Below are 24,767 nucleotides of genomic sequence, written 5' to 3' on the forward strand. Positions count from 1 at the left end.
ATACGGAATCCCACGCGTATGGTTGAATAGTACGTAGGATAGCAAATCCATGCACTACGAAGCATAACGTTTGGGATTCTGAATCAAGTTCAGGATGACGACTGAAGTCGCCCCTACATACGCCCCAACAAAAAACATTGTTAGGCTAAGGTGATCGACATCACTGTAGGGGCGAATTTATTCGCCTAATAATAAGAACAGGCGACATTCGTCGTCATTCCGTTGGTCACTTAATACGGAATCTTCCTCGTAAAGCAGCATAACGCTTGAGATCCTGAATCAAGTTCAGGATGACGGTGATCATTCAGAATGGCTTATTATTATTGAGGATAACTAAAAATGTTTAAAAAGTAGGTTGTTTTAGGCAAAAAAAAGCCTCTCAAATGAGAGGCTAAAAGATAGTCATACAAGCTACTATCCCATCAAAATTACTTTGATAAAAGTCTTCGAATTACTTCTCTAATTTAGAAAAATAATCAAAAATCACTGGTACATCATTTTGACCAAGACCAGCATCAACAGCGGCTTGTAAGTTTGCAGAAGTACCTTGAGCAATTAAAGACTCACTACCTAAATCAGCAACCATTTGATTAAAGTAACCAAGATCTTTGTTTGCGTTTGCAACAGAGAAACCTAATTTCTCTTCGCCATCTACAGCGTAAAACTTACAGAACTGCATGAATGGTGAATTAGACGGGCCTGCAGACATAATGTCAAACAATTGTTGACCGTCAACACCAGCAAGTTTTGCTATAGCAAAAGCTTGTGACATAGCAGTAACAGTTGTCATACCCATAAAGTTATTGATTAACTTAGTTGTATGACCAGCACCTAATTTACCAAGATGGAATACGTTTTCGCCTTGCTCTTCTAATAAAGATTTAACTTTATTAAAAGTATCCATATCACCAGCAGCCATGATGTTTAATAAACCATCTTTAGCATGTGCAGGAGTACGGCCTAAAGGAGCATCGATCATGCCAATGCCTTTTTCAGCAAGTGCGGCACCAATTTTAATCGTTGATGCTGGGATCGAAGTACCAAAGTCAATTAGCGTTGAACCTTCTTTCATACCAGCTAAAACACCATCATCACCGTATACAATTTTTTCAACAACAGCTGAAGTTGTAAGACAAAATTCAACCACGTCACTAGCAGCAGCCAATTCTTTAGCAGAAGTAAATTGAGTCGCATTACCACGAGCAAGTACAGCATCAACTGCCGCTTGATTAAGGTCCATTACGTTTACATGAAAACCGCGGGTTTGTAGGTTTTCAACCATGTTGCCGCCCATAAGGCCAAGGCCGATGAAACCTATAGTAGGTTTTGTCATATCTAACTCCTAAAAATATTTTTTATGTTTATCTGAGTGTGAAATATTTCACCTAAAACTCAGATTACTATTTAATCTACAATCAAATAACAACTTTGATTAGAATCTATTATGCAAACCATTCAATAGTATGTCTGCATAACTGTAAGTCACTAAGAAAAGATTAATAATGTGACTTTTAATATAAGCTAATCGGTTAGTTAAAATGCCTAACTACGCCTAATAATTACGAACAATTTAATACTAACCAACACCAACTAAAATGTCAACCAATTGTACGTAATTGGTAATAACAAAGTCGATTTTTAAAACGTTTATTTAATGAATGATAGATTGGATATAAAATTAATTTATTAATAAAAAACGCAGTATCGAACCTAAATCAAATACTGCGTCATTTTTAATCTTTACTAAATAACAATCTACTTAATCATTATTACGCTTTAATTAAAACTTACCAAAAATGGTCATATTGTAAATAAAGATTACACATTATATATAACCAAAACTAACATACGCTAATCAAGCCTAAACCAACTCGTTCAAGCTAGTTTAGGATATATGTTAGGTAGATTAGAAACGGTAGCTAGCACCAAAGGTAATACGACGGTCAGTGATGCCTTGAGCACATAACAATGCACCTTGATTAACACAAGATTGAGAAATATCTGATCTAGTTAAGTTAACAGCTTCAACACCAAGGTTTAGCTGGTCATTCACGTCATAACTTATGCTCGCATTAAGTTGTCCTCTGTCATGTGTAACAACAGGATAACCTAAAGTCGATGTAAGACTTGCGCCCGCAGCAGTATCTAAAGTACGGTACGCTTCACGCCAAGTGTAACGCAATCTTGCAGCAAGACCGAACTTCTCGTAGTAGACTGACGCATTATAAGCATTTTCTGAAAAATCAAGTAAACCTTGCTTTAAAGTGTAATCTGTCCAATTAGCAGACTCATCATCATAAACACCATTGGCAGCATTAAATATCTGCCCACCACGACTTGAAGCAGTGTAATCTGCAGAGCCACCTGAATAATCTTGGATCGTGTAATTAATTACAAAGCCAAAACCTGACGCCCAACCTAAGTCATCTTCAAAGCTTGAAAGGTCGTATTGGAACGCCATCTCAATACCTGATTGTTTGATTTTCGCACTATCATTAAATAATGATTCACGATCAACACATAAACCTGTTGAATTAGGATCACCTAAGGTATTTGGTTGAACAGATGGGTTATAAATACCAGTACTACAAGTAGGACCTGTCTCACGTAAACCATCTGTACCATAGCTTGCATAATCGAGCTCAGTAACAAATAAGTTACTACGGTCTTTTTGAAAGTAACCAATACTTACTACTGCTGATTCTGCAAAATACCACTCAGCAGAAAGGTCAAATGAAGTCACTTCTTCTGGTTGTAGTCCTGCATTACCAATTTCTACCGTTTGGTTTTCATTAGTACTGTATGATACAGAGGTATTCAAATCACCAAAATCAGGACGTAAGATATCTTTACCCCAACCTAAACGAACAACAACATCATCCGTTACATCGGCAACGATATTTAAACGAGGTAGCGTATAACTATAATCAGCTTTAGTCGTTACAGCTATTACCTCAGAACCGATTACAGAATTACCTGTTGAAGCAATGTCGGTAGAAATATGACGAACACCAAAGTTACCGCGAATCATTTCATATTCAAAGTTTGCTTGAGCATAAATAGCAAGCGTTTTTTCTTCGATGCTAAAAACAGCCGTATCACTAGGCGTTAAATCAGGGGCGTCAACATTACCACCATGTTGCTCCATTGCACCAATTAGAATATCAGTAACAGCATCCGGATCGTTAAATACTAAATCAGGGTCGATAATTAAGAAGTCGCGCATCGCTAATTCTCTACCATCAGCATCACCAAAATTACTAGGGCCTGCAACAAGAAGTTCAGAGAATAAAGCACCACTTGGGCTATCTACCATTTGACTGAAGCCACCGATACGATCTGAACGAGTAACCGCATCATGTTTAGTTTTGTTATAACGGATACCCGCATCTACTGAAGTAATAACACTATCGTCAATAAAGTATGTTGAATCTATACGGAATGCTGTATCAGAGTTTTCATTACTGCTGCGGCTAATATCAACCTGATCTAACACTACATTTGCAGGATTTAATAACTCAGCTGTGCTTGGTGCAAAGGCTGAATTTTCATCAATACCAAATGTTAATTTACCACCTGTTAAGTCATAGGCGAATGGAACACCATTATCATTTGCATCAGTTATAGGTGCATTAGGATTGATAAAGTTTAATTGTGAATTATATGAAGGAGTTGTTGTATCTGAAGATGCATGTGAAATTTCAGAGCTTATAAATAAGTTGTTGCCTTGCCATTCACCACCGACTCTAAATATTTGTGTATCAGTTACACGTGCACCAGTATCACTATTGAAACGTAAGTTTGGATCTGAATCGTGAATAGCTGAATTAGGTTGGATTGTTCCTGTTTGAGCAAATTGCATACTACCTAAGTTGACACCATCTAATGAGCCAAAATTAACAGTTTCAAAAGTATCAGGTACACTATCGGCACGGAAACCAGCAACACCAGAAGCTTGAACACGCGTACTTTCTTGACGTTGTTCTTGTTTAGTTAAAACAGCATCAACAAAAAATTTCATATCGTCATTAGGAGCATATTCTACGGTACCAGCAAAGTTTGATGTTTCATATTCAAAATTTTCTAATTCTTGGTTTAAGAATTGAATACCAACATAATCACCTGTTGTAGCATTATCTGTAGTAGGTTCAGCATCTCTGTCAACACGAGGGCGAAATGAAGTTGCTTCTTGCTCTGTATAACTACCACTTACTACTACACCGATTTTACCACCGGAATCAAGTTCCCAGTTATCACCGTATGCACCAGAAAAACGAGGCATAATTCCGTCAGTAGTTAAACTACTATCTTCACCTTGAATGCGCACAGAACCTAAAGTTTCAGTTAATTCTAGCGGACGAATAGTACGTAAGTTAATTGTACCACCAATTGAACCCTCAGTAGTTTTTGCTGTAGGTGCTTTAGTTACTTCAACACCAGCGATAATGGCAGCAGAAAGATCTTCGAAGTTCATACCTGTACGGCCGCCACCAGTACCAACGGTAGACGCACCGTTAATTTCAACGCGGTTTGCGTTAGTACCACGAATTTGTACACCCGTACCAACACCAGCTGTTCTTGTAATTTGTACACCAGTAATATTTTCAAGTACTTCGGCTAAATTTTGATCGGGTAATTTACCGATATCAATCGCATTAATTACTTCTGTTAAATTATTGGTATTACGTTTTTCTGCTAGTGCGCTAGTTAAAGATCCTCGCATACCCGTAACAGAGATTACTTCAATTTCGGCTTCTTTTTGTACGGTATTAGCTGGCTCATCAGCAGCTACTGCTGCAAATGGAAGTGCTAAACCTAAACACGCAACAGATAAGTTATTGCGAATGCTTTTGCCTGTAAACAGTTGTTGAACTGTAGCAGCTAGCTTTGTTTTTTTAGTAGTTATAATGTTTTTCATATTCCCCGCCTTCATATTATTGGTTTAATAATAGTTCAAAATTTATTGGGCTTTTATTTTTGAACTTTTATAATTTTAATTAGACAACAACTTAAACTAACCAATAATCATAAAATTGTCAACAATCTATTATTACCAATATCCTGTATATTCAACATAAGCAACGGTTATTGGTAATGAGTTACGGTAACCAGCTGATATATAATAATTAATATAATTTAAATTTTATTTGGTGATTTATAGATTAGAGTAATTACACTTATATAAGAAAAATTAACTAGTTTTAGATGGATATTATTAATCTTATAAAAAACCACAGAATAATCCTTTTAAATCAGTAGATTAACAATAAACAACGAGCTTTCAGATGTATTTATTTAAAACAATCAATAACTTAAAAAATATACCGATAATCATGCCTATATTATCCGTAATCCAAAGAGGTTAATACCAATTGGTATTAACCCTTTATAGATATTAATCACTATATTAATTGCTATGGTAAGTTTGTTATATGATCTTACACAGGAGTGTTCTGATTATTACAAAGAGAAATAAAATAGGTATATGTACAGTTAAACAATATTGGTGGGAAAATTGAATGATTGATAAAAAATTAACGGCTGTTGATACATAATAGATAGCTCATCTACCTATTATGTATCAACAATCAACTAAAACTTAATTCTTTTGAGCGTTTTTCTTTTTAAACCACGTATACCCTTTATATACCACTAGCGCAAAAACAACCCAAAAAGTAATATGATAAAAGGTGTGAAGAGAGCCATCGCCTAATGCGTGATCTGTATGTGCAAATGCTTGGGCGGTAAATAAGCTCAAAAAACTAATAAGTATTGTTAAAACGTTCATAATAAATCCTTAAAATAATGGGAATAAGTAAAGTAAAAATAACTAACTGATAGCCTAAATTTAAACTATCAACTAGATTGTTCTCAAAAAACAGTTTTATAGAAACGAGCGCTATAAATAACTAGCTTTGTAAAAATCAGATCAATCAAAAATTAAATTTTTAACATACCTTCTTTTTCAATAAATTCGATTATCTCGGCTAAACCTTGTTTAGTTTTCATATTAGAGAAGATAAACTTCTTATCGCCGCGCATCTTTTTAGTGTCTCTGTCCATCACTTCAAGTGAAGCACCCACTAAATCAGCAACATCAATCTTATTAATAATCAGTAAATCAGATTTAGTTATACCAGGACCACCTTTACGTGGAATTTTATCGCCTGCTGAGACATCAATAACATAAATGGTTAAATCAGATAATTCAGGGCTAAAAGTAGCGCTTAAGTTATCACCACCACTTTCAATTAACACGAAGTCTAAATTAGGGTGTAATGCTTGTAGCTCATCAATAGCGGCTAAGTTCATCGAAGCATCTTCACGAATAGCGGTATGAGGACAACCACCAGTTTCTACGCCCATAATTCTATCTGCTGCTAGTGCATCATTTTTAGTTAAAAATTCAGCATCTTCACGGGTATAAATATCGTTAGTAACTACAGCCATATTATATGTATCACGTAAGGCTAAACATAACTCGCGTAATAGGGCTGTTTTTCCTGAACCAACAGGACCACCAACACCAATACGTAAAACTTGTTTTTTCATTTTATATTCTCTTAATATCTTTTAAATAAATTGTATTTTGAACCATAATTGCACTTTTAACACCATAAACTCTAAACGATAAGTTCAAGTAATAAGTTTGAATCGCAAACAATTGCTACGAGCGAAACAGTCGTGAATATTGTGTTTCATGCCAAGCACTCGCCATCGCTAAATGCGGCAAACTAGTCCCTATATCTTCATCAGCTACCTTGTTCGACTTTTCAATAATGGTTAATGTATTTTCAGTTAACTCAAAGAGTAAATTTTGTGCTTGGGTTTGGCCAAGTGGCACAAGCTTTGTTGCAGCCGCAACTTGATTATCGATATATGTCCAACAGTAACCACTTTGTGCTGAAATTAAATCAAGTTTAAAAACATACGCGCAAAGTGCAAAAGCACTAACAAAACTAATTTCTTGTAAATCGATTATTGCTTGGTAAGGCGTGATATCAATACTATCAAGTTGCTTAATCAAACGTATCAACGCTTTTCCCATTGCTAAATCAGCCAACAATAATTCATGACTTTCTCGACAAGCAATCAAATGAGTATTCCATTCGCTAAACACCGCTAAATCATCATTGTTTAATGCGGTAAATAATCGCTTTAAAATAGCTAAGTCAGTTTGCGCAATAGATTCTGCTAAGTTAATATTTATCCAACTAGCGGTCGTTTCAGGTGATACTAACCAGCCCATTTCCACCGCATACTCTAACCCTTGAGAAAACGAAAAACCACCAACAGGCAAATTAGCACTACATAGCTGTAAAAGCCTATTAAGTTGAATTGGATCAGCTTGTGGCTTTTCTAATGACTCAGTTACTGAAGCAACAGGTTTAACTTCTGACGCTTTAGTATACGTGTTAGTGTGCATGAGAATGTGAGTGCCCATGACTGCCTTTGCTATAAGCACCATTTTCAGGTTCGAAAACAGTCGGCGTATGGTCAACCGTTAAACCGTATTTTTCCGCAAGCTCTTCTAACACATAGTCAGGCTTAAAGCGTACCCATAACTCGCCAATTTGTAATGAAGTATGGCGATTACCTAAGTGATAACAGACTTTACAAAAAGTTAACCAATCGGTTGCCGTTGCCGTCGCTACGGGTTCATTAGCACCTTTAATTTCAATAAATTGACCACATTCAGTTTTTAAAACTTCCCCCACTAACAAGGGGTGACCACGTTCCATAAAAATACCAATATCTAAACCACTATCAGTTTTACTTTTAATTCGGGCTTTTTTTCGCGTGTCTTGATCTAACGTAATTGAATCGGCTATTTCACTATGAGTATGATCTAAACGTTCATATGCTTGTAACATGTATTTTCCTAACCTTTCTAATTTTCTTTAATAACTAACGATTAATGCTCATGCTTTGTTCAATGAAGAACAATTAAAACAGACAGTATAATTGTGCGAGAGGCAATGAAGTTGCTGGCTCACATGTTAATAGCTCGCCGTTAGCGCGTACTTCATAAGTTTGCGCATCCACTTCAATTTTTGGTTGCCAATTATTATGAATCATATCGTCTTTACCAATATTTCTCGTGTTTTTACAAACACCAACTAAGCGTGTCATACCAATTTTTTCAGGTACACCGGCATCAATTGAAGCTTTAGACATAAAAGTCATCGATGTTTGCGCTGCCGCACTCCCGAGTGCGCCAAACATTTTACGATAATAAACCGGTTGTGGCGTTGGAATTGATGCATTGGCATCTCCCATTGGCGCTGCGGCAATCATGCCAGACTTTAAAATAGTCGCCGGTTTAATCCCAAAAAATGCAGGTTTCCATAACACAAGATCAGCTAATTTACCGACTTCAATAGAGCCAACTTCGTGACTAATGCCGTGGCTAATCGCTGGATTGATGGTATATTTTGCGATATAACGTTTAGCACGAAAGTTATCGTTACGTTCAGTATCAGGCGCTAAAGGTCCACGCTGCTGCTTCATTTTATGGGCAGTTTGCCAAGTACGCGTGATCATTTCACCGACACGGCCCATTGCTTGTGAATCAGACGAAATCATACTGATAGCACCCAAATCATGCATAATATCTTCAGCGGCAATACTTTCTTTACGGATACGTGAATCAGCAAAGGCAATATCTTCTGGAATTGATGGATTTAAATGATGACACACCATTAACATGTCTAAATGTTCATCAATAGTGTTAACAGTATAAGGTCTTGTTGGGTTAGTTGACGAAGGTAACACATTCGGTTCGCCACAAGCGCGGATAATATCAGGTGAATGTCCACCGCCCGCACCTTCAGTATGATAGGTATGAATAGTACGCCCTTTAAATGCTGCCAAGGTATCTTCAACAAAACCAGACTCATTCAAGGTATCGGTATGAATAGCAATTTGCACATCATAACGCTCTGCTACTGATAAACAGTTATCAATTGCTGCTGGTGTTGTGCCCCAATCTTCATGCAACTTTAACCCACAAACGCCCGCTTCAATTTGTTCTTCAAGGGCAATAGGTAAACTCGCATTACCTTTACCGAGAAAACCAAAGTTCATTGGGAGATCATTGGTTGCTTGTAGCATTTTATGAATATACCAAGGACCTGGCGTGCAAGTAGTCGCTTTAGTGCCTGTTGCAGGGCCTGTTCCGCCACCAATCATGGTAGTAACGCCAGACATTAATGCTTCATCGACTTGTTGTGGGCAAATAAAATGAATATGCGCATCAATACCACCAGCGGTAAGAATTTGACCTTCACCGGCGATAACTTCGGTGCCAGGACCTACTTCAATATCAATATTGTCTTGAATATCAGGGTTACCTGCTTTACCGATAATAGCAACACGGCCGTCTTTAATACCAACATCGGCCTTAACGATGCCCCAATGATCAAGAATAAGGGCATTGGTAATAACCAAATCTACCGTGTCAGCACAAGATGCTTGGCTTTGTCCCATACCATCACGAATAACTTTACCGCCACCAAAGGTTATTTCTTCACCATATTCAGTAAAATCTTTTTCTACTTCTATCCATAAGTCGGTATCTGCCAAACGAACTCGATCGCCAGTGGTAGGCCCAAACATATGTGCATAGGAGTGTTTATCAATAGTAGCCATATTATACTTCTCCCTCTAAGCTGCCTTGAATGTCACCACGAAAACCGAATACGCGGCGCTTGCCACGATAAGCGATTAAAGTCACTTCACGTTCTTGACCGGGTTCAAAGCGAACAGCGGTACTTGAGGTAATGTCTAAACGATAACCTCGCGTTAATTCTCGGTCGAATTTAAGTGCGCTGTTCACTTCATAAAAATGATAATGTGAGCCAACTTGAATCGGGCGATCACCCGAATTAGCAACGGTTATCTTTATCTGCTCACGACCCACATTGAGTTCGCGGTTACCACTGTCTGTTTTTATTTCACCAGGGATCATAATGGCTTCTCTCATGATTAATGTTTAACTAAAATCAACTAAGTAAATCAATTACAAAAATCAATTAAATAATGGGGTTGTGAACGGTAACAAGCTTAGTTCCATCAAGGAATGTTGCTTCAACTTGCACATCAGAAATTAATTCGGCAACCCCTTCCATCACTTGATCACGCGTTAGTAAAGTACGACCGTAATCCATCATTTCAGCAACGGTTTTACCATCACGAGCGCCCTCAACAATTTCCATAGAAATATAAGCCATCGCCTCAGGGTAATTTAATTTTACGCCACGTTTTAAACGTCGTTCAGCTAATAGTGCCGCAGTGAAGAGCAATAACTTGTCTTTTTCTCTTGGTAATAAATCCATACGTTTCTCTGCTTTATTTTAAATTGATAACTATTCATTTAGCGATAATATTGTAAATTAAGTGTGCCAAACACGTGGGATATTGGCCTCTTTATTGAGGTATAGCGGTCTTATCTTCTGCCATAACTGAATAAAAAGTGCCTTGCACTCTTCTGCATGCTGTCCCAAATAACGTATCACTAATAATTTACGTATTTGGCTAATACTAATTTTGTGCTCTGCACCCGCTTCAAGCATACATTCACGTAATTTTTCCACAAGAACTTTATTGTCAGCAACACTCAGTTGCTCATCAGGCACGTAAGCCATAAAGGTAGCAAAAACACTGTGATTATTTAAACCTGCCATATGCTGATGGATGTCATTGTCAGGCTTAATCGCTATTCTATCGTGATACATTAATGTACCTTCACAATACACTCGATTTAACTGTGTATAGCTGCCTTGTTTAAATAAATGACCTGCACTTGGTAAACCTAAGCAAGTAATATCCCAACCTAAGTAAGCGCTATCTTTTGTTAAATGTACATCAACAGTATTAAAGCCATCAGCACCTTCATACACAATCGTTTCTAATGGAAAGTTTTCACATTTGGCCTTAGCAGCGAGTCTCAGTTCACAATACTGTACTTGCTTAGAGTCGCCAATAGAAAGATCTTCACGGGCACGATAAAAACGATTAGCACCCGGAGTTGTCACTAAACTATGGGCTTGCTCATTAACTTGAATCTTGATTCGCAGTTCATCCCCCGAAACTATGCCTGCTGGTGGATGCAATAAATAGATATGCGCGCAATCCCGCCCTTCTGGGTAAAACGCTTTTTGCACGGTTAATGGGCCTTGTCGCTTAGTACGCGTAAGCTGACTACCATTAGGGGTTAAGCTGAATTCTAGAAATAAATTAGCAAGCCATGAATTTTTAGGTACATGAGCAATAGTCGTTACATTATTGATGACATTTTTTTCTGCGCTTGTATCTAAGGTATTAGATTTATCTTCAATGTTTTCTATCATTTTTATTGTGGCTACTTTTCAACGTACTTTATAGGCGTTTTCTATTTTATGACTAAAAACGCCCAGAAGTATAGTGTATTACTCGATAAAACAGTGACTTGATTAATGCTTTACGATTAAACGGCTAAATATTTACCAACTAGTTCATCAGTTAATTCAGGCATTGGACCCGTTGCAATAACATGACCTTTCTCCATTAACACAAACTCTTCACCAACAGCACGCGCAAATGGCAATTTCTGCTCAACCAAAACAATGGTAATGCCATGTTCTTTATTTAGCTTCAATAAAACGTCACGAATTAATTGCACTATATTAGGCTGAATACCTTCATTTGGCTCATCCAGAATTAAAATATCAGGATTTAAAACTAATGCTCTAGCAATCGCAAGTTGCTGCTGCTGTCCCCCCGACAAATCACCACCACGGCGATGTAGCATTTCTTTTAATACCGGAAACAACTCATAAATATGCTCAGGAATTATTTTACTTTTTTGGCGCTTACAATTAAGGCTTATTTTTAAGTTTTCTTCAACAGTTAACAAAGGAAAAATATGACGCCCTTGTGGTACATAGCCAACACCTATTTCTGGACGCGATTCCACTGAGCTTTTCGCCATATCTTTGTCATTGATAACAAGGCTACCTGCACTAATCGGCAACATACCCATAATAACTTGTAACAAGGTCGTTTTACCTACCCCATTGCGCCCCATAATACAGGTACGAGAGCCCTTCTTAATGTTAAGGTTTAAGTCCCATAATATTTGTGTGCCGCCGTATTTTTGATCTACTGAGGTTAACTCAATCATTATGCTTGTGCTCCTACTTCCTGCTCAGCCACATTATTTGCAGCGGTATTATCTTGTCCATCATCTTCACCTAAGTAAACTTTGATAACTTCTGGATTAGCCTGTACTTCTGACATTGTTCCTTCAGCAAGCACTGAGCCTTGATGTAAAACCGTTACTTTTTTAGCAATAGAACGAACAAAGGCCATATCATGCTCAACCACAATAACTGAATGCTTACCAGCCAACGAAGTCAATAATTCCGCTGTACGTTCAGTTTCTTGCCCTGTCATACCGGCAACGGGTTCATCCACCAATAATACACGTGGCTCAGCCGCCAACAACATACCAATTTCTAACCATTGTTTTTGACCGTGTGATAAACGACCCGCAGGATAATAAGCCTCTTTAACTAAACCAATGGTTTGTAGAATCTCCCCAATTCTATCTCTTTGTTCGCCGCTTAATTTATGAAATAAAGAAGTCCAAATACCTTTATCACCCGCTAAACTCAGTTCAATATTTTCAAATACAGTTAACGCTTCAAAAACGGTTGGCTTTTGGAATTTACGTCCTATGCCTGCTTTAGCAATTTCAGACTCATCTAATTGCAGTAAATCAATTTGCTGACCAAAATTAACTTTACCTTTGTCAGGGCGAATTTTACCAGTAATAACATCCATCAAGGTTGTTTTACCTGCACCATTGGCACCAATTAAACAGCGTAATTCACCGTCGTTAATATATAAATTCAAATCATTTAACGCTTTAAAACCTTCAAAACTTACACTGACGTCTTCAACATATAAAATAACACCATGTCGTGTATCTGGCTTAATGTTTTCTGTCGCGGTAAGCGGGCTACCTGATTTATCAACAATCATTATTTAGCCTCCGCTTTGGTTGTTTTTGTCTCATTTTGATCATTTACTTCTTTAACTACTAACATTTCTGGCTCTGCACTCTTAAATATTGATAATTTATCAAAAAGGTTTGGCAATAAACCGGCAATACCTTTAGGTAACAATAACGTGACTAAAACAAAAAGCCCGCCTAATGCGAATAACCATGCTTCAGGCATAATCGCCGTAAATCGTGTTTTTGCATAACTAACCACAATTGCGCCGATAATTGCGCCGTATAACGTACAACGACCGCCAATCGCCACCCAGATAACCATTTCTATTGAGTTAAGCGGTGAGAATTCGCCCGGATTAATAATACCAACTTGTGGTACATATAAAGCGCCAGCGACACCTGCCAACATGGCTGAAACAACAAATATCCACACTTTATAATGTTCAGGTTTATAGCCAACAAAACGAACGCGACTTTCAGCATCACGAGTCGCCGTAACCACACGGCCCATTTTAGAGTTAACAATAAAATTACTGATCCAATAACCAATGCCTAAAGCGACAGCGGTGATCACAAATAAACTGAGCTTGGTGTGCGGATCTTGTAGGGAGAAACCAGCTATTTCTTTAAAATCAGTTAAGCCATTATTACCGCCAAAGCCCATTTCATTGCGAAAGAAAGCTAGCATTAAGGCATAAGTCATCGCTTGCGTCATAATAGATAAGTAAACACCACTTACCCGTGAGCGAAATGCCATTGAACCAAAGATATAAGCGAGTAAACCAGGGCCAATAAACACCATGGCGATCATCCAGACAATACTGCTAGAGCCGGCCCAAAACCACGGAAGTTCGGTCCAGCTTAAAAATACCATAAAGTCGGGTAAGTCAGGATTTCCATAGACACCTCGGTCGCCAATTTGACGCATAAGGTACATCCCCATGGCATAACCACCTAAAGTGAAAAATGCACCATGTCCCAAACTTAATATGCCGCAATATCCCCAGACAAGGTCAACTGCTAACGCTAGTAAGGCATAGCATAAATACTTACCAAATAAGCTGACGGTGTAATCACTGACATGTAAAAAAGATCCTTCTGCAAAAAATAAATTACATATTGTGACGTAGAGTGTGGCAATAAATAAAGTGCCAACAACAACATGTAAATGACTTAATGTTTTGAATATTTTTTGCATTGAAAATGGTTCTTTTGAGTAATTTTCAGTTAATGCGTTAGTTGAGTTAGTCATTAGTCTGCCGCCCTCCCTTTTTGAGGAAATAATCCTTTAGGTCGTTTTTGTATAAACAACACTAAACCAACTAGCACAATAATATTGGCTAATACTGAACCAACTACCGGCTCTAAGAATTTATTAATTGATCCCAAAGACATCGCTGCAACTAAAGTGCCCCACAAGTTACCTACGCCACCAAAGACAACAACCAAGAATGAGTCAATAATATAAGCCTGACCTAAGTTAGGGCCTACGTTGGTTAACTGACTTAATACTACGCCAGCGACACCTGCTATACCTGAGCCTAAACCAAAGGTGATCGCATCAACCCTATCACTTTTAATACTTAACGCTCTGGCCATATCTCGGTTTTGCGAAACCGCTCGAACATGTAAACCTAATGACGATTTTTTCAAAATAAGTAGTAAGGTAAAAAACACCATTAATGAAAAAATAATGATATATAAACGGTTATACGTTAATGAAAAAACGGGATTGATCACCCAAGATCCTGTCATCCATTCAGGCGCTTGTACTTGGCGGTTAAGAGGAGAAAAGATAGTTCTCACTAATTGTTGTAAAATTAATGAAATACCAAAGGTCGCTAACAAGGTTTCTAGTGGACGCCCTTTCAAATAACGAATAACGCCACGTTCGATAATAATACCGACAAAACCTGACACTAAAAATGCAGCCGGCACGGCCATTAATAACGAATATTCAATTAAGTTAGGAAAAGCTAATTGAATAACATAAGTAGTATAAGCGCCTAGCATCATCATTTCGCCATGAGCCATATTAATAACGCCCATAACACCAAAGGTGATGGTTAAACCAATAGCCGCAAGTAATAAAACTGAGCCTAAACTTAAGCCAAAGAAAATATTTTCAATAATGCCGAAAAAGCTGCGTTTATCTTCAATACTACTAATGACTTTCGTTAAACTTGCAGCTAACGCTTTTTGCTCTGGGGTTTTATTATTAGCTGGTAACGCCGCTAACATTTTAACCATAGTATTATTTACTGATGGCTCTAAGGTATCTTCAAGCTGAGTGATAGCAGCCATTATTTGATTATGATTGCCTGTTTTTAACTGATTAAGCAATAAAGTGATATTCATTAATTCGCGAACATCATCATCTTTTTCGGTCGTAATTAAAGATTGTACAGCCGCAAGGCCAGATTCTGATGGGTTATCAAGTAATTGCTTAACCGCTTGAATACGCACAGCCTTATTTTGATCCGTTAAGTCGATTTTGGCAATAAAGCTTCGAATATCACCACGTAATCTATTGTTAGTTTTAACTTTTCTAATTTTAGATTTTTTAACGGGTACTAGTACTTCCGTCGTTAAAATATTAGTGATGGTGTAAAGTGAATCTTCTTTGACCGCAATAACAACCGTTTTATCGGCTTTAAGATAATAAAGATCACCTTCCATCATTGCCTTTAATACGTCACGTGTTTTGTTATCACGAGTTATCGCTATTTTTTCCACTAGCGGTGACATTTTGTTGAGTTTAGTTGTTGGTAATTGATTCACTAATTGTGACAACGTTGAGTCTGTATGAGCACTTTCAACCGTACTCATATCTTGTGTATTAGCAAAGGTTTGCCAAGATATAATACAACTAAATATAACCGAGAATAATACAGCGAATATTCGCTTCATTATGTATTCCTTCTTAATTTTAAAAACAGACAATTTATACTTATACTCAAAGAATTCTGTCACTAACCTGCGCTTGGTTTAGGTTAAAAGTGCTTTGAGTATAAAATGTGTCAGCTGCTTATCGCTCTTAATAAAATGAAAAAACCCAGCTACCAAGAGAGGAGATAGCTGAGTAAAGGTTGAACTTAACTTAGAAACTTTGTCCTGAACATTTAGCGGTTGTTACATCAAAATTTCCGCATTTTACTGGTGCTGTCCAATCTGAAATCAAGTTTTTTGAACTTGGTAAGAAGTCTGACCATGCATCACCAATAACAGTACCCGGTGTTTCTGAAACCACTTCAAACTGACCGTCTTCTTGAATTTCGCCAATAAGTACCGGCTTAGATAAATGATGATTCGCATTCATTACCGCAATACCACCCGTTAAGTTAGGTACAGCAATACCAATTAAACCTTGCTCAACAGCATCTACGTCAGTAGTACCTACTTTCTCTACTGCTTTTGCCCACATTTTAAAACCGATATAAGTCGCTTCCATAGGGTCATTAGTGACACGTTTGTCATCACCAATATATTTTTTCCATTTAGCAATAAACTCTTCATTTTCATCAGTTTCAACGCTTTGGAAGTAATTCCAAGCAGCTAAGTGACCAACAAGTGGTTTAGCATCAAAACCAGAAAGCTCTTCTTCGCCAACAGAGAAAGCAACAACAGGAATATCTTCAGCAGAAATACCTTGGTTACCTAGTTCTTTATAGAAAGGAATATTTGCATCCCCATTAATAGTTGAAACAACCGCTGTTTTCTTACCTTCAGAGCCAAATTTTTTGATATCTGATACAATACCTTGCCAATCAGAATGACCAAATGGTGTATAACTGATCATAATATCTTCGTCTTTAACGCCTTTAGACTTTAAATATGCTTCTAAAATTTTATTCGTTGTACGTGGGTAAACATAATCGGTACCCGCTAACACCCAACGCGTTGCACCAATTTCATCCATTAAATACTCAACCGCAGGGATCGCTTGTTGATTCGGCGCAGCACCGGTATAAAATACATTTTTAGATGATTCTTCACCTTCATATTGCACCGGGTAAAATAACAAACCGTTTAACTCTTCAAGTACCGGTAATGCCGACTTACGAGAAACTGATGTCCAACAACCAAAAATAACATCAACTTTGTCTTTCGCTAATAATTCACGTGATTTCTCTGCAAATAATGGCCAGTTAGAAGCAGGATCAACCACAACGGCTTCTAGTTTTTTACCTAATAAACCACCGGCTTTGTTTTGCTCTTCAATCATCATTAAAACGGTATCTTTTAATGTTGTTTCAGAAATAGCCATCGTGCCTGAAAGTGAATGTAATACACCAACTTTGATGGTATCTGCAGCCATAGTCACCTGCGCAACTAAACTACTCGCTATAATTGAACTGGCTAAAATCAGCTTTTTAAATTTCATCTTGTTATCCTTTATTTTTGTTTTTCATTTCGAATAAGGCGTACTAAAAATATCGGTACGCATTAACGTGGAAAGTTTTCTAAAGAGCGATTACTTCGCTCTTTGTATTAAGCATTTACTAAAAAGTAATCAGTGCTTCAACAGCGAATGAGTTCACATCAACATCGTTCACTTCATCCATACGGTATTCAAACACCATCAATAAGTTGTCGTTTACTACATAGCTTGGTGAAATTGTGATACCAGTTGCGTCTTCAAACATTGCGCCACTCTCGTCTTCAATTTCCCAGTCGTTGTAACGCAGTGTTAAGCCAAATTTCTCAGTTATGGTATAGTTAGCCATCACTAAATAACCACTTGCGTCACTACCTTCAAATGCACTGTCTTCAGCAGTGTTATATTCCACAGCCAAAGTTAACGCGTCTTTTGAATAACTTGCCCAGGTGTTAATTAATTCAACATCACCATCTTTTGAATAAAAACCTTTAATAGTAATTTCATCTGTTGGCATTAACGCCAGCATAGTTTCAATACCTGGATGTTCTGAATCAGTTGAGTCCGGGCCGGCTAAATCATTTACAACCGACACAGCTACAGCAAATTTATCGCCGCTATAAAGACCTGAAACCCCTTGTTGATAATACCCATAAAAATATTTGGCATAGCCAGTACCAGAGTATTGGAACAAACCAGTAGGCTCTTCTGTTTCCCAACCTGAATAACTTAAGAAACGACCGGCTTTAACACTAAAGTTATCGGTCAGCGCGTACGTGATAAACGCTTGTTCAAGGTCAACACCTTCATCCGCGTTTTGATACTCAATATCGACATTAGCGGTTAACTTGTTGCCAAAATCATAACCAACATTAATTTCTACTTGATCAAGGCCTGCATCATGCGTTGACTCGCCACCATCTGTATCAGTAGCGTAATAAGACATATCAATGAAACCACTGATGCTTAATGGATCTTTCTTCTCTTCTGCTTGCACTGATGTAGCGCCAAATGAAAGTAGTAATATCGCAGCTAAGGGTGTTAATTTAGTAAGTAATTTCATGTTAAGTTTCCATGTTAAAAAATTAATAAACGTGTTTTGGTTATCTTTTTAGTTGATAACTCTCAACTCAGGTATATGTTGAACTGGGTTTAGTATGTCGGTTATCGTCAAGGACTAATATTCGCAAAAGCACGCAAAGGACTACGCATAACTGCGCATATTTTTTTTAGTGAATTTATGTATGATGGCGCTCGCGTGCAAAACTGTAGATACGATTTTTTGAGTTAATCTGTTAACCTTAAAGCATATTTTTCACTATTTTCCTTGAGTTGCTTTAATTGGGCATATCAAAATAAAAACGGTTTTATGTAAACCAACCATATGAGTAAGTTACTTTTATATGCAGTCGAATCAAAAAATATTACCAACACGAAGAATCTACAATAAGCTTGTTGCGAACGAGATGATGGAAGATTTTGCTTTGCGCTTTACCGCAAGGCGAGCAAGACGATGGTCACTCAGTAGAATTGCTATCACCGCACTTGGTATTGTTTCTTTTCTGGTTTTAGAAGCTATTGGAGGCGCGATCACACTGAACTATGGTTTTACCAACTCAGTATGGGCTATTCTGGCGGTCGTATTGGTTATTTTCTTTACCGGTTTACCGATCAGCTATTACGCCGCTAAATATGGAGTTGATATCGACTTACTCAGTCGAGGTGCGGGGTTTGGTTATATTGGTTCAACCATCGCTTCCTTAATTTATGCGTCCTTTACGTTTATATTTTTTGCACTCGAAGCTGCCGTAATGGCGATGGCACTAAAAATTTCACTTGGCATTCCCCTCAGTATTGGCTATATCATCAGTGCAGTAGTGGTCATTCCGTTAGTCACACATGGCATTGCCTATATCAGTCGTTTTCAAGTATGGACCCAGCCATTATGGGTTGTTCTGCAATGCTTACCTTTGTATTTTGTCTTCAGCCATGAAGATAGCCAACTGCAAGGCTGGTTTAACTTTAACGGGTTAGCGGGAGAGCAAGGCGGATCTTTTGATATTTTACTTTTTGGTGCCGCCTCTGCAGTATTACTTGCGTTAGTTGCGCAAATTGGTGAACAAGTCGATTTTTTACGTTTTTTGCCTGAAAAACCTAAAAAGAATACTTGGCGCTGGTGGTGCGCTCTTATTGCCGCGGGGCCTGGCTGGATTATATTTGGTGCCTTAAAATTATTACTTGGTTCATTTTTGGCTTATCTTGCTTTACAACAAGGTATTCCCGCAGATGTGGCTAGTGACCCTGCTCACATGTATCAACTAGCCTTTGGTTATGTTTTTGATAATGTAGACTTAGTTATTCTTTTTTCTTGTTCTTTTGTCATCATTTCACAATTAAAGATTAATGTGGCTAATGCTTATGCAGGCTCCTTAGCTTGGTCTAATTTTTTCTCCCGTGTCACACATAACCACCCTGGTCGTGTTGTATGGATGGTTTTTAATGTTGCTATTGCCTTATTACTGATGGAGTTAGGCATTTACCAAACCATTGAAAGTATGCTGTCAGTGTATTCAGTATTAGTCTTGGCTTGGCTCAATTCTGTGGTAGCAGACTTAGTTATTAATAAACCTTTAGGCATAAGCCCCAAACATATCGAATTTAAACGCTCACATTTATACGACATTAATCCTGTTGGCGTTGGTTCAATGTTAATAGCGTCAGTAGTTGGTTTTACTGCACATTTTGGCTGGTATGGTGAAACAGTAAAAGCACTCGCTTCGTTTATTGCTTGTGGCTTACCCTTTATCACAGTGCCATTGATAGGTTGGTTAACTAAAGGTAAATTCTATTTAATTGATGAGAACAGAGACGAAATAACCAGTATTACCCAATGCCATATTTGTGAAAATAGTTTTGATCAAGAAGACATGACTTTTTGCCCTGCCTACGGCAAAGCCATTTGTTCTTTATGTTGCTCTTTAGATGTACGCTGTGGCGACCAATGCCGCACAGAAGCAACATTATCTAAACAGTCTTATCGTTTATTTAAACGTTTTTTTAGTGATGCCTTATTAAGTAAACTGTCGACCCCATTAGTACATTTTATTGCCGTCACCATTGCCCTGAGTTGTATTGGCGCAGCTATTATTTTTCTTATTTATGTCCAACTGCCCATGGAAAACAATGAAATTAGAGCTGTTTTTGCCAATACCCTGATTAAAATATTTTTTGTCTTGGTTATTATTATCGGCGTAGTCAGTTGGCTATTTATACTAGCCCGTAGCAGTAATGTTTTAGCGATGCGAGAATTACGCTCGCAAACCAAAGCATTAGCTGATGAATCGAACGCCCATGAAAAAACAGCGTTAGCACTGCAAGACGCCAAAGAAATAGCTGAAGCCGCCAACAATGCTAAAAGTCGTTATCTTGCCGGCTTAAGCCATGAATTAAGAACACCATTAAATGTGTTATTAGGTTATGCCCAATTATTAAGTCAAGATCAGGAGCTTCCTGCAAGGCAGCGCGAAACATTAGCGATTGTAAAGCGTAATGGGGAACATTTAGCGGATTTAATTGAAGGGCTATTAGAAATATCTAAAATTGAAGCAGGTCGAGTTACGCTGCAACGAGATGAATTTAACTTGAAGGCTATTTTGCAACAATTAGTTGATATGTTTCAAATGCAAGCAAGCCAAAAAGGCATCAAATTCCATTATATTACCCAAGAGTCCGTACCCGATTATGTCGCAGCAGATAAACAACGTTTTCGCCAAATTCTAATTAATTTAATTTCTAATGCGATTAAATATACCACGCAAGGTTCAATAACGTTTGAAGTAAGTTACCGCAGTCAGGTGGCCAGTTTTAGTATCACCGACACAGGATCTGGCATCTCTCAAGAGAATCAAGAATTGATATTTAAACCGTTCGAGCAGGTACGAAATTCTCATTCACAAGCCGTTGGCGGTACAGGCTTAGGCTTAACCATTTCACGCTCACTCGCGGAGTTAATGGGCGGAGAAATAACCTTAGCGAGTACTTTAGGGCAAGGTTCAACCTTTACATTTCGCTTAATGCTATCATCAATTAGTCGAAAACAAAGTGAACCCGAATATGCTAAAACTAAGGCTATTGGCTACGATGGCAGTCGGCAACACATTTTAGTGGTTGATGACAATAAAAACCAACGACGCTTAATGCACGACTTATTATCGCCTCTAGGTTTTACTTTTTTTAGCGCTGCTGATGCGAATGAAGGCTTTGATATATTAGAAAAAAATCATATTGATTTAATTTTACTTGATGTACAAATGCCAGTCGTTAATGGCTGGACAATGTTAAAACAATTACGCGAAAGAATGTATTTAATGCCAATTATTATGGTATCGGCTAATGCCAGAGACGCCGAATTTAACTTGCAGGCAGAAGGCTATCATAATGATTACATTGCCAAACCCTTAAATTTTGATACCTTATTAGGAAAAATAGGCATATTTTTAGAGTTAAATTGGCAATATCAAAATATCCAGTCAGAAAAAAAGTTAACTGAAAATGCTAAATACGGCACTAAACCTTTAGCAAAAGAATCAGAGTATCAAGCATTAATCGCTATGGCCGAAATTGGATATTTATCAGGCTTTAAAGAAAAACTGTTAGAATTAAAAGAACACTATTATTTGCCTGCCGTGGTCGACATACAATTAAAAGAGTATCTTGAGCTATGTAATTTCCCTGCAATTATTCAATATTTAAATGAGTTAAAACATGAGTAGTAAAATTAGCGATATTGTACTGGTAGTCGATGATTCGCCTGAATCGTTAGGTATGCTAAATGCTGCCTTAAATACCCAGGGTTATACCGCGTTAGTGGCATTAAACGGCGTTCAGGCATTAGCTATTATTGATAAAGTAGAGCCCGACGTTATTCTATTAGACGCGGTAATGCCCGAAATGGATGGTTTCGAAACGTGTAGAAGGCTAAAAAAATTACTGCCTCATACGCCTATTATTTTTATGACTGGCCTTACTGATATTGAAGATGTTGTTAAAGGGTTTGAAGCTGGCGGTATTGATTATGTTACTAAGCCGATATCTCCCGACGAAGTGATTGCCCGTATAAAAACACACGTACAAACGGCGAAACAAGCTTTAAGTGCGCAAAACGCTTTAGATCATGCAGGTAAAAATGTTTTTTGTGTGAGCAAACAAGGTAGATTGTCTTGGGCTACACCCTATGTTCATGAGTTTATTGACCAAATATCAACTATTGATAACAGCCCATGGGCAACATTAGCACCTATGATTGAAGCATGGTTATCTAGTGATCATCAGAAAAATTTAGTTATTAAAAACTTTAGTGAAGCGGTAACTATTTTTTATGAACGTCAACAAGACGAGATGCACTTATTAAGCATAGTTAAAACGAAACAAGACAAGTCTCCCGTCGATTTACAACAAGCACTCCCCGTTACTAAACGTGAATCTGAAGTTTTATATTGGGTTTCATATGGTAAAACGAGTTGGGAAATATCTCAAATTTTAACAATGAGCCCCAGGACAGTAAATAAACATCTGGAGCAAATTTATAAAAAGTTAGGCGTTGAAAACCGCACATCTGCGGCAGCAATATCTATTCGTATTCTAGAAGCAGAATAAATACTCCAGCGACTAACTTCTTAACTAAATTGGTAACTAAATCCACAGTTAAATCGATAACTAAATCGATAACTAAATCGACAGTTAATGAACTCCGTTATCACTTAACGTTTCATGGTGATGTGTTTTTTTATTTGTACTTTGTGCGTCTTTAGCTAGATCCTCAACATGAATAATCGGCTGATTTCTAACACACATAAGAACTTCATTAAATAACTGACATGTACCTTTAAACAAGTCACCATCACCATTGGTATAAGAACATTCTTCTGTTTTCTGCATATTATCACAAGCCTGCCAAGGTGCCGTATGAGTATGAGAGTCATGAGCATTTGCAAGCTTGCTGCTACATAGCGTAATAATAAACAGGCTTACACATAAATTAATCAATTTGATCACAGTGCAGTCTCCCCGTTGAAGCAACCGATAAATAAATTCTCTCCAGGACCGGCAGCATGATAATGATAACCACGAACATCATCGCTATGTCCGCGACAAGAGTCTAAATCACTCTCTTCTTCATTATTTTCATCTAACATTGTATGGATTGCGTAACCATCAAGTGCATACCCAAAAGCGCCACCATGACCGTCAGCTTCAAAGGCAACCGCAGGGCAAGATCCTTCACCGTGATTTGCACCATGGTAATGGTAACCCGCAAATGGATTTACATGACCAACGCAATCGTCAAATGCAGCAATAGTGTAAGCCCCTAAAATAGCTTCCGTTGGCGCAGCAGCATCTAAGGTTACGCCATTAAATGCTACACCAATACTATCTCGACCGACTGATGAAGGACTATCTCGTGGCACAGGTGTTGTTGGAATTAAAAAGGTCGACGAAATTCCTTCACCATCATCACCGCTGTAATAACTAATTTCACATTGCACACAAAAGTTATTATATTCTTCAGCGACATCAGGTCTTGCTGCCGCTTCGCATGCTATTTGTGTATCGGTAATATTAACTTCACCAGTGTCTTCATTGTATAACTGCCAAGTACTATCACCGTAAAAAACATCTAAATTAGTAATAAACTCGCCAGTAAGATCATATAACACACCATCATCAAACCATTTGCCAGCATCAGCTGCTTCCGTGGAAGTCGATTCTGGACAAAATGGACCCAGTACCGTTCTATCTGAAGGAAAGCCACTCACCGTAATAGAGTAACAAGTCGATTCCTCACCGTTTGATAACGTACAGGCTACTTCGGTTACCGATTCAGTTAACGATGCTTCAAACCTTGTGGTATCAACTAAATAATTACCTGGCTCATTATCATCCTCAACCACAACTTCCGTTAATTCTTCAGTTTCATTTTGTGAATCACTACTACCGCAGCCAAAAAGCAATAAACTACTAACGACAGGAACACACAAGGTAACTGCTTTTCTTGCAAAAGATTGGGTTATATAAATTTTACGCATAAGGACGCTCTCATTATTTGTTTAAATAATGATATCGAATGATTGTGTAAAGAATATGCAAAACAATAAAAATAATAAAATTAACTATTTCTGATCATCAGAATGTACTTTTTATCTTGTTTATAAATTACTTACGTCACTGCAACCAGAGCTTCTCTATATTCTCTTTACTTTAATTATCTTTAATTTTCATTACCTTATTCACCTCAGCCTAAATTTACTCATTGTTATAAGACTAATGTTTCTTTTTACTTTATAGTATTAGCTAACAATACTGGCAGCGTTTGTAACATAATGATCTCAG

The 24,767-nt window shown here is 37.7% G+C and carries 20 protein-coding genes; 2 read left to right on the forward strand and 18 right to left on the reverse strand.

All coding sequences use genetic code 11. The features are described 5' to 3' along the window. Nucleotides 1-451: 451 nt before the first annotated feature. The 16 genes from GQS55_RS15375 to GQS55_RS15450 all read right to left on the reverse strand — a co-directional run bounded on the left by GQS55_RS15375 (nucleotide 452) and on the right by GQS55_RS15450 (nucleotide 18,441). Nucleotides 452-1,333: an NAD(P)-dependent oxidoreductase gene (locus GQS55_RS15375; RefSeq protein WP_159821330.1), complete on the reverse strand. Its 882-nt coding sequence runs from the start codon at nucleotides 1,331-1,333 to the stop codon at nucleotides 452-454. Between the two features lie 573 nt (nucleotides 1,334-1,906). Continuing rightward, on the reverse strand, nucleotides 1,907-4,918 hold the full coding sequence (locus GQS55_RS15380) for a TonB-dependent receptor (protein ID WP_159821331.1): 3,012 nt from the start codon (nucleotides 4,916-4,918) through the stop codon (nucleotides 1,907-1,909). A 681-nt stretch (nucleotides 4,919-5,599) separates the two neighbouring features. Beyond that, nucleotides 5,600-5,788, reverse strand: coding sequence for a hypothetical protein (locus GQS55_RS15385; protein WP_159821332.1), 189 nt, complete (start codon nucleotides 5,786-5,788; stop codon nucleotides 5,600-5,602). Between the two features lie 152 nt (nucleotides 5,789-5,940). Further along, nucleotides 5,941-6,552 (reverse strand): urease accessory protein UreG, encoded by a 612-nt coding sequence (gene ureG / locus GQS55_RS15390; protein ID WP_159821333.1) that lies wholly within the window; start codon nucleotides 6,550-6,552, stop codon nucleotides 5,941-5,943. A gap of 115 nt (nucleotides 6,553-6,667) precedes the next feature. After that, nucleotides 6,668-7,426 (reverse strand): urease accessory protein UreF, encoded by a 759-nt coding sequence (locus GQS55_RS15395; protein ID WP_159821334.1) that lies wholly within the window; start codon nucleotides 7,424-7,426, stop codon nucleotides 6,668-6,670. After that, nucleotides 7,416-7,874, reverse strand: a complete 459-nt coding sequence (gene ureE / locus GQS55_RS15400) for an urease accessory protein UreE (protein WP_159821335.1) — start codon at nucleotides 7,872-7,874, stop codon at nucleotides 7,416-7,418. Before ureE ends, GQS55_RS15395 begins: the two co-directional genes overlap by 11 nt. 73 nt (nucleotides 7,875-7,947) lie before the next feature. Continuing rightward, nucleotides 7,948-9,651, reverse strand: a complete 1,704-nt coding sequence (ureC, locus tag GQS55_RS15405) for an urease subunit alpha (RefSeq protein ID WP_159821336.1) — start codon at nucleotides 9,649-9,651, stop codon at nucleotides 7,948-7,950. Nucleotide 9,652: 1 nt separating this feature from the next. Beyond that, nucleotides 9,653-9,970, reverse strand: coding sequence for an urease subunit beta (locus GQS55_RS15410; RefSeq protein ID WP_159822909.1), 318 nt, complete (start codon nucleotides 9,968-9,970; stop codon nucleotides 9,653-9,655). A 64-nt stretch (nucleotides 9,971-10,034) separates the two neighbouring features. After that, nucleotides 10,035-10,337, reverse strand: coding sequence for an urease subunit gamma (locus GQS55_RS15415; RefSeq protein ID WP_159821337.1), 303 nt, complete (start codon nucleotides 10,335-10,337; stop codon nucleotides 10,035-10,037). Between the two features lie 57 nt (nucleotides 10,338-10,394). After that, entirely contained in the window at nucleotides 10,395-11,351 is a 957-nt protein-coding gene (locus GQS55_RS15420; protein WP_159821338.1) for an urease accessory protein UreD, read from the reverse strand. 116 nt (nucleotides 11,352-11,467) lie between these two features. Next, entirely contained in the window at nucleotides 11,468-12,163 is a 696-nt protein-coding gene (gene urtE / locus GQS55_RS15425; RefSeq protein ID WP_159821339.1) for an urea ABC transporter ATP-binding subunit UrtE, read from the reverse strand. Then, complete coding sequence (gene urtD, locus GQS55_RS15430; protein ID WP_159821340.1) at nucleotides 12,163-13,026, reverse strand: urea ABC transporter ATP-binding protein UrtD; 864 nt, start codon at nucleotides 13,024-13,026, stop codon at nucleotides 12,163-12,165. The genes urtE and urtD overlap by 1 nt, the downstream gene beginning before the upstream one ends. Beyond that, nucleotides 13,026-14,198 carry an urea ABC transporter permease subunit UrtC gene (gene urtC, locus GQS55_RS15435; RefSeq protein WP_159822911.1) on the reverse strand — a complete coding sequence of 391 codons (1,173 nt, stop codon included), beginning with the start codon at nucleotides 14,196-14,198 and terminating at the stop codon, nucleotides 13,026-13,028. Before urtC ends, urtD begins: the two co-directional genes overlap by 1 nt. A gap of 53 nt (nucleotides 14,199-14,251) precedes the next feature. Beyond that, nucleotides 14,252-15,910 (reverse strand): urea ABC transporter permease subunit UrtB, encoded by a 1,659-nt coding sequence (gene urtB, locus GQS55_RS15440; RefSeq protein ID WP_159821341.1) that lies wholly within the window; start codon nucleotides 15,908-15,910, stop codon nucleotides 14,252-14,254. A gap of 190 nt (nucleotides 15,911-16,100) precedes the next feature. Continuing rightward, nucleotides 16,101-17,384, reverse strand: a complete 1,284-nt coding sequence (gene urtA / locus GQS55_RS15445; RefSeq protein WP_159821342.1) for an urea ABC transporter substrate-binding protein — start codon at nucleotides 17,382-17,384, stop codon at nucleotides 16,101-16,103. Between the two features lie 118 nt (nucleotides 17,385-17,502). Then, complete coding sequence (locus GQS55_RS15450; RefSeq protein WP_159821343.1) at nucleotides 17,503-18,441, reverse strand: porin; 939 nt, start codon at nucleotides 18,439-18,441, stop codon at nucleotides 17,503-17,505. Nucleotides 18,442-18,781: 340 nt separating this feature from the next. On the opposite strand from GQS55_RS15450, the gene GQS55_RS15455 reads away from it, so the two are divergent. Both GQS55_RS15455 and GQS55_RS15460 read left to right on the forward strand, forming a co-directional pair. After that, the gene (locus GQS55_RS15455) at nucleotides 18,782-22,150 is read left to right on the forward strand and encodes an ATP-binding protein (protein ID WP_159821344.1); all 3,369 of its coding nucleotides are present in this window, start codon (nucleotides 18,782-18,784) and stop codon (nucleotides 22,148-22,150) included. Then, the gene (locus GQS55_RS15460; RefSeq protein ID WP_159821345.1) at nucleotides 22,143-23,033 is read left to right on the forward strand and encodes a response regulator transcription factor; all 891 of its coding nucleotides are present in this window, start codon (nucleotides 22,143-22,145) and stop codon (nucleotides 23,031-23,033) included. The genes GQS55_RS15455 and GQS55_RS15460 overlap by 8 nt, the downstream gene beginning before the upstream one ends. An 84-nt stretch (nucleotides 23,034-23,117) precedes the next feature. Here the strand turns inward: GQS55_RS15460 and GQS55_RS15465 are convergent, their stop codons facing one another. Both GQS55_RS15465 and GQS55_RS15470 read right to left on the reverse strand, forming a co-directional pair. Next, the gene (locus tag GQS55_RS15465; RefSeq protein ID WP_159821346.1) at nucleotides 23,118-23,432 is read right to left on the reverse strand and encodes a hypothetical protein; all 315 of its coding nucleotides are present in this window, start codon (nucleotides 23,430-23,432) and stop codon (nucleotides 23,118-23,120) included. After that, nucleotides 23,429-24,463: a YHYH protein gene (locus GQS55_RS15470; protein ID WP_159821347.1), complete on the reverse strand. Its 1,035-nt coding sequence runs from the start codon at nucleotides 24,461-24,463 to the stop codon at nucleotides 23,429-23,431. Before GQS55_RS15470 ends, GQS55_RS15465 begins: the two co-directional genes overlap by 4 nt. Between the last annotated feature and the right edge of the window lie 304 nt (nucleotides 24,464-24,767).

Source organism: Colwellia sp. 20A7 (assembly GCF_009832865.1).
GTDB lineage: Bacteria > Pseudomonadota > Gammaproteobacteria > Enterobacterales > Alteromonadaceae > Colwellia.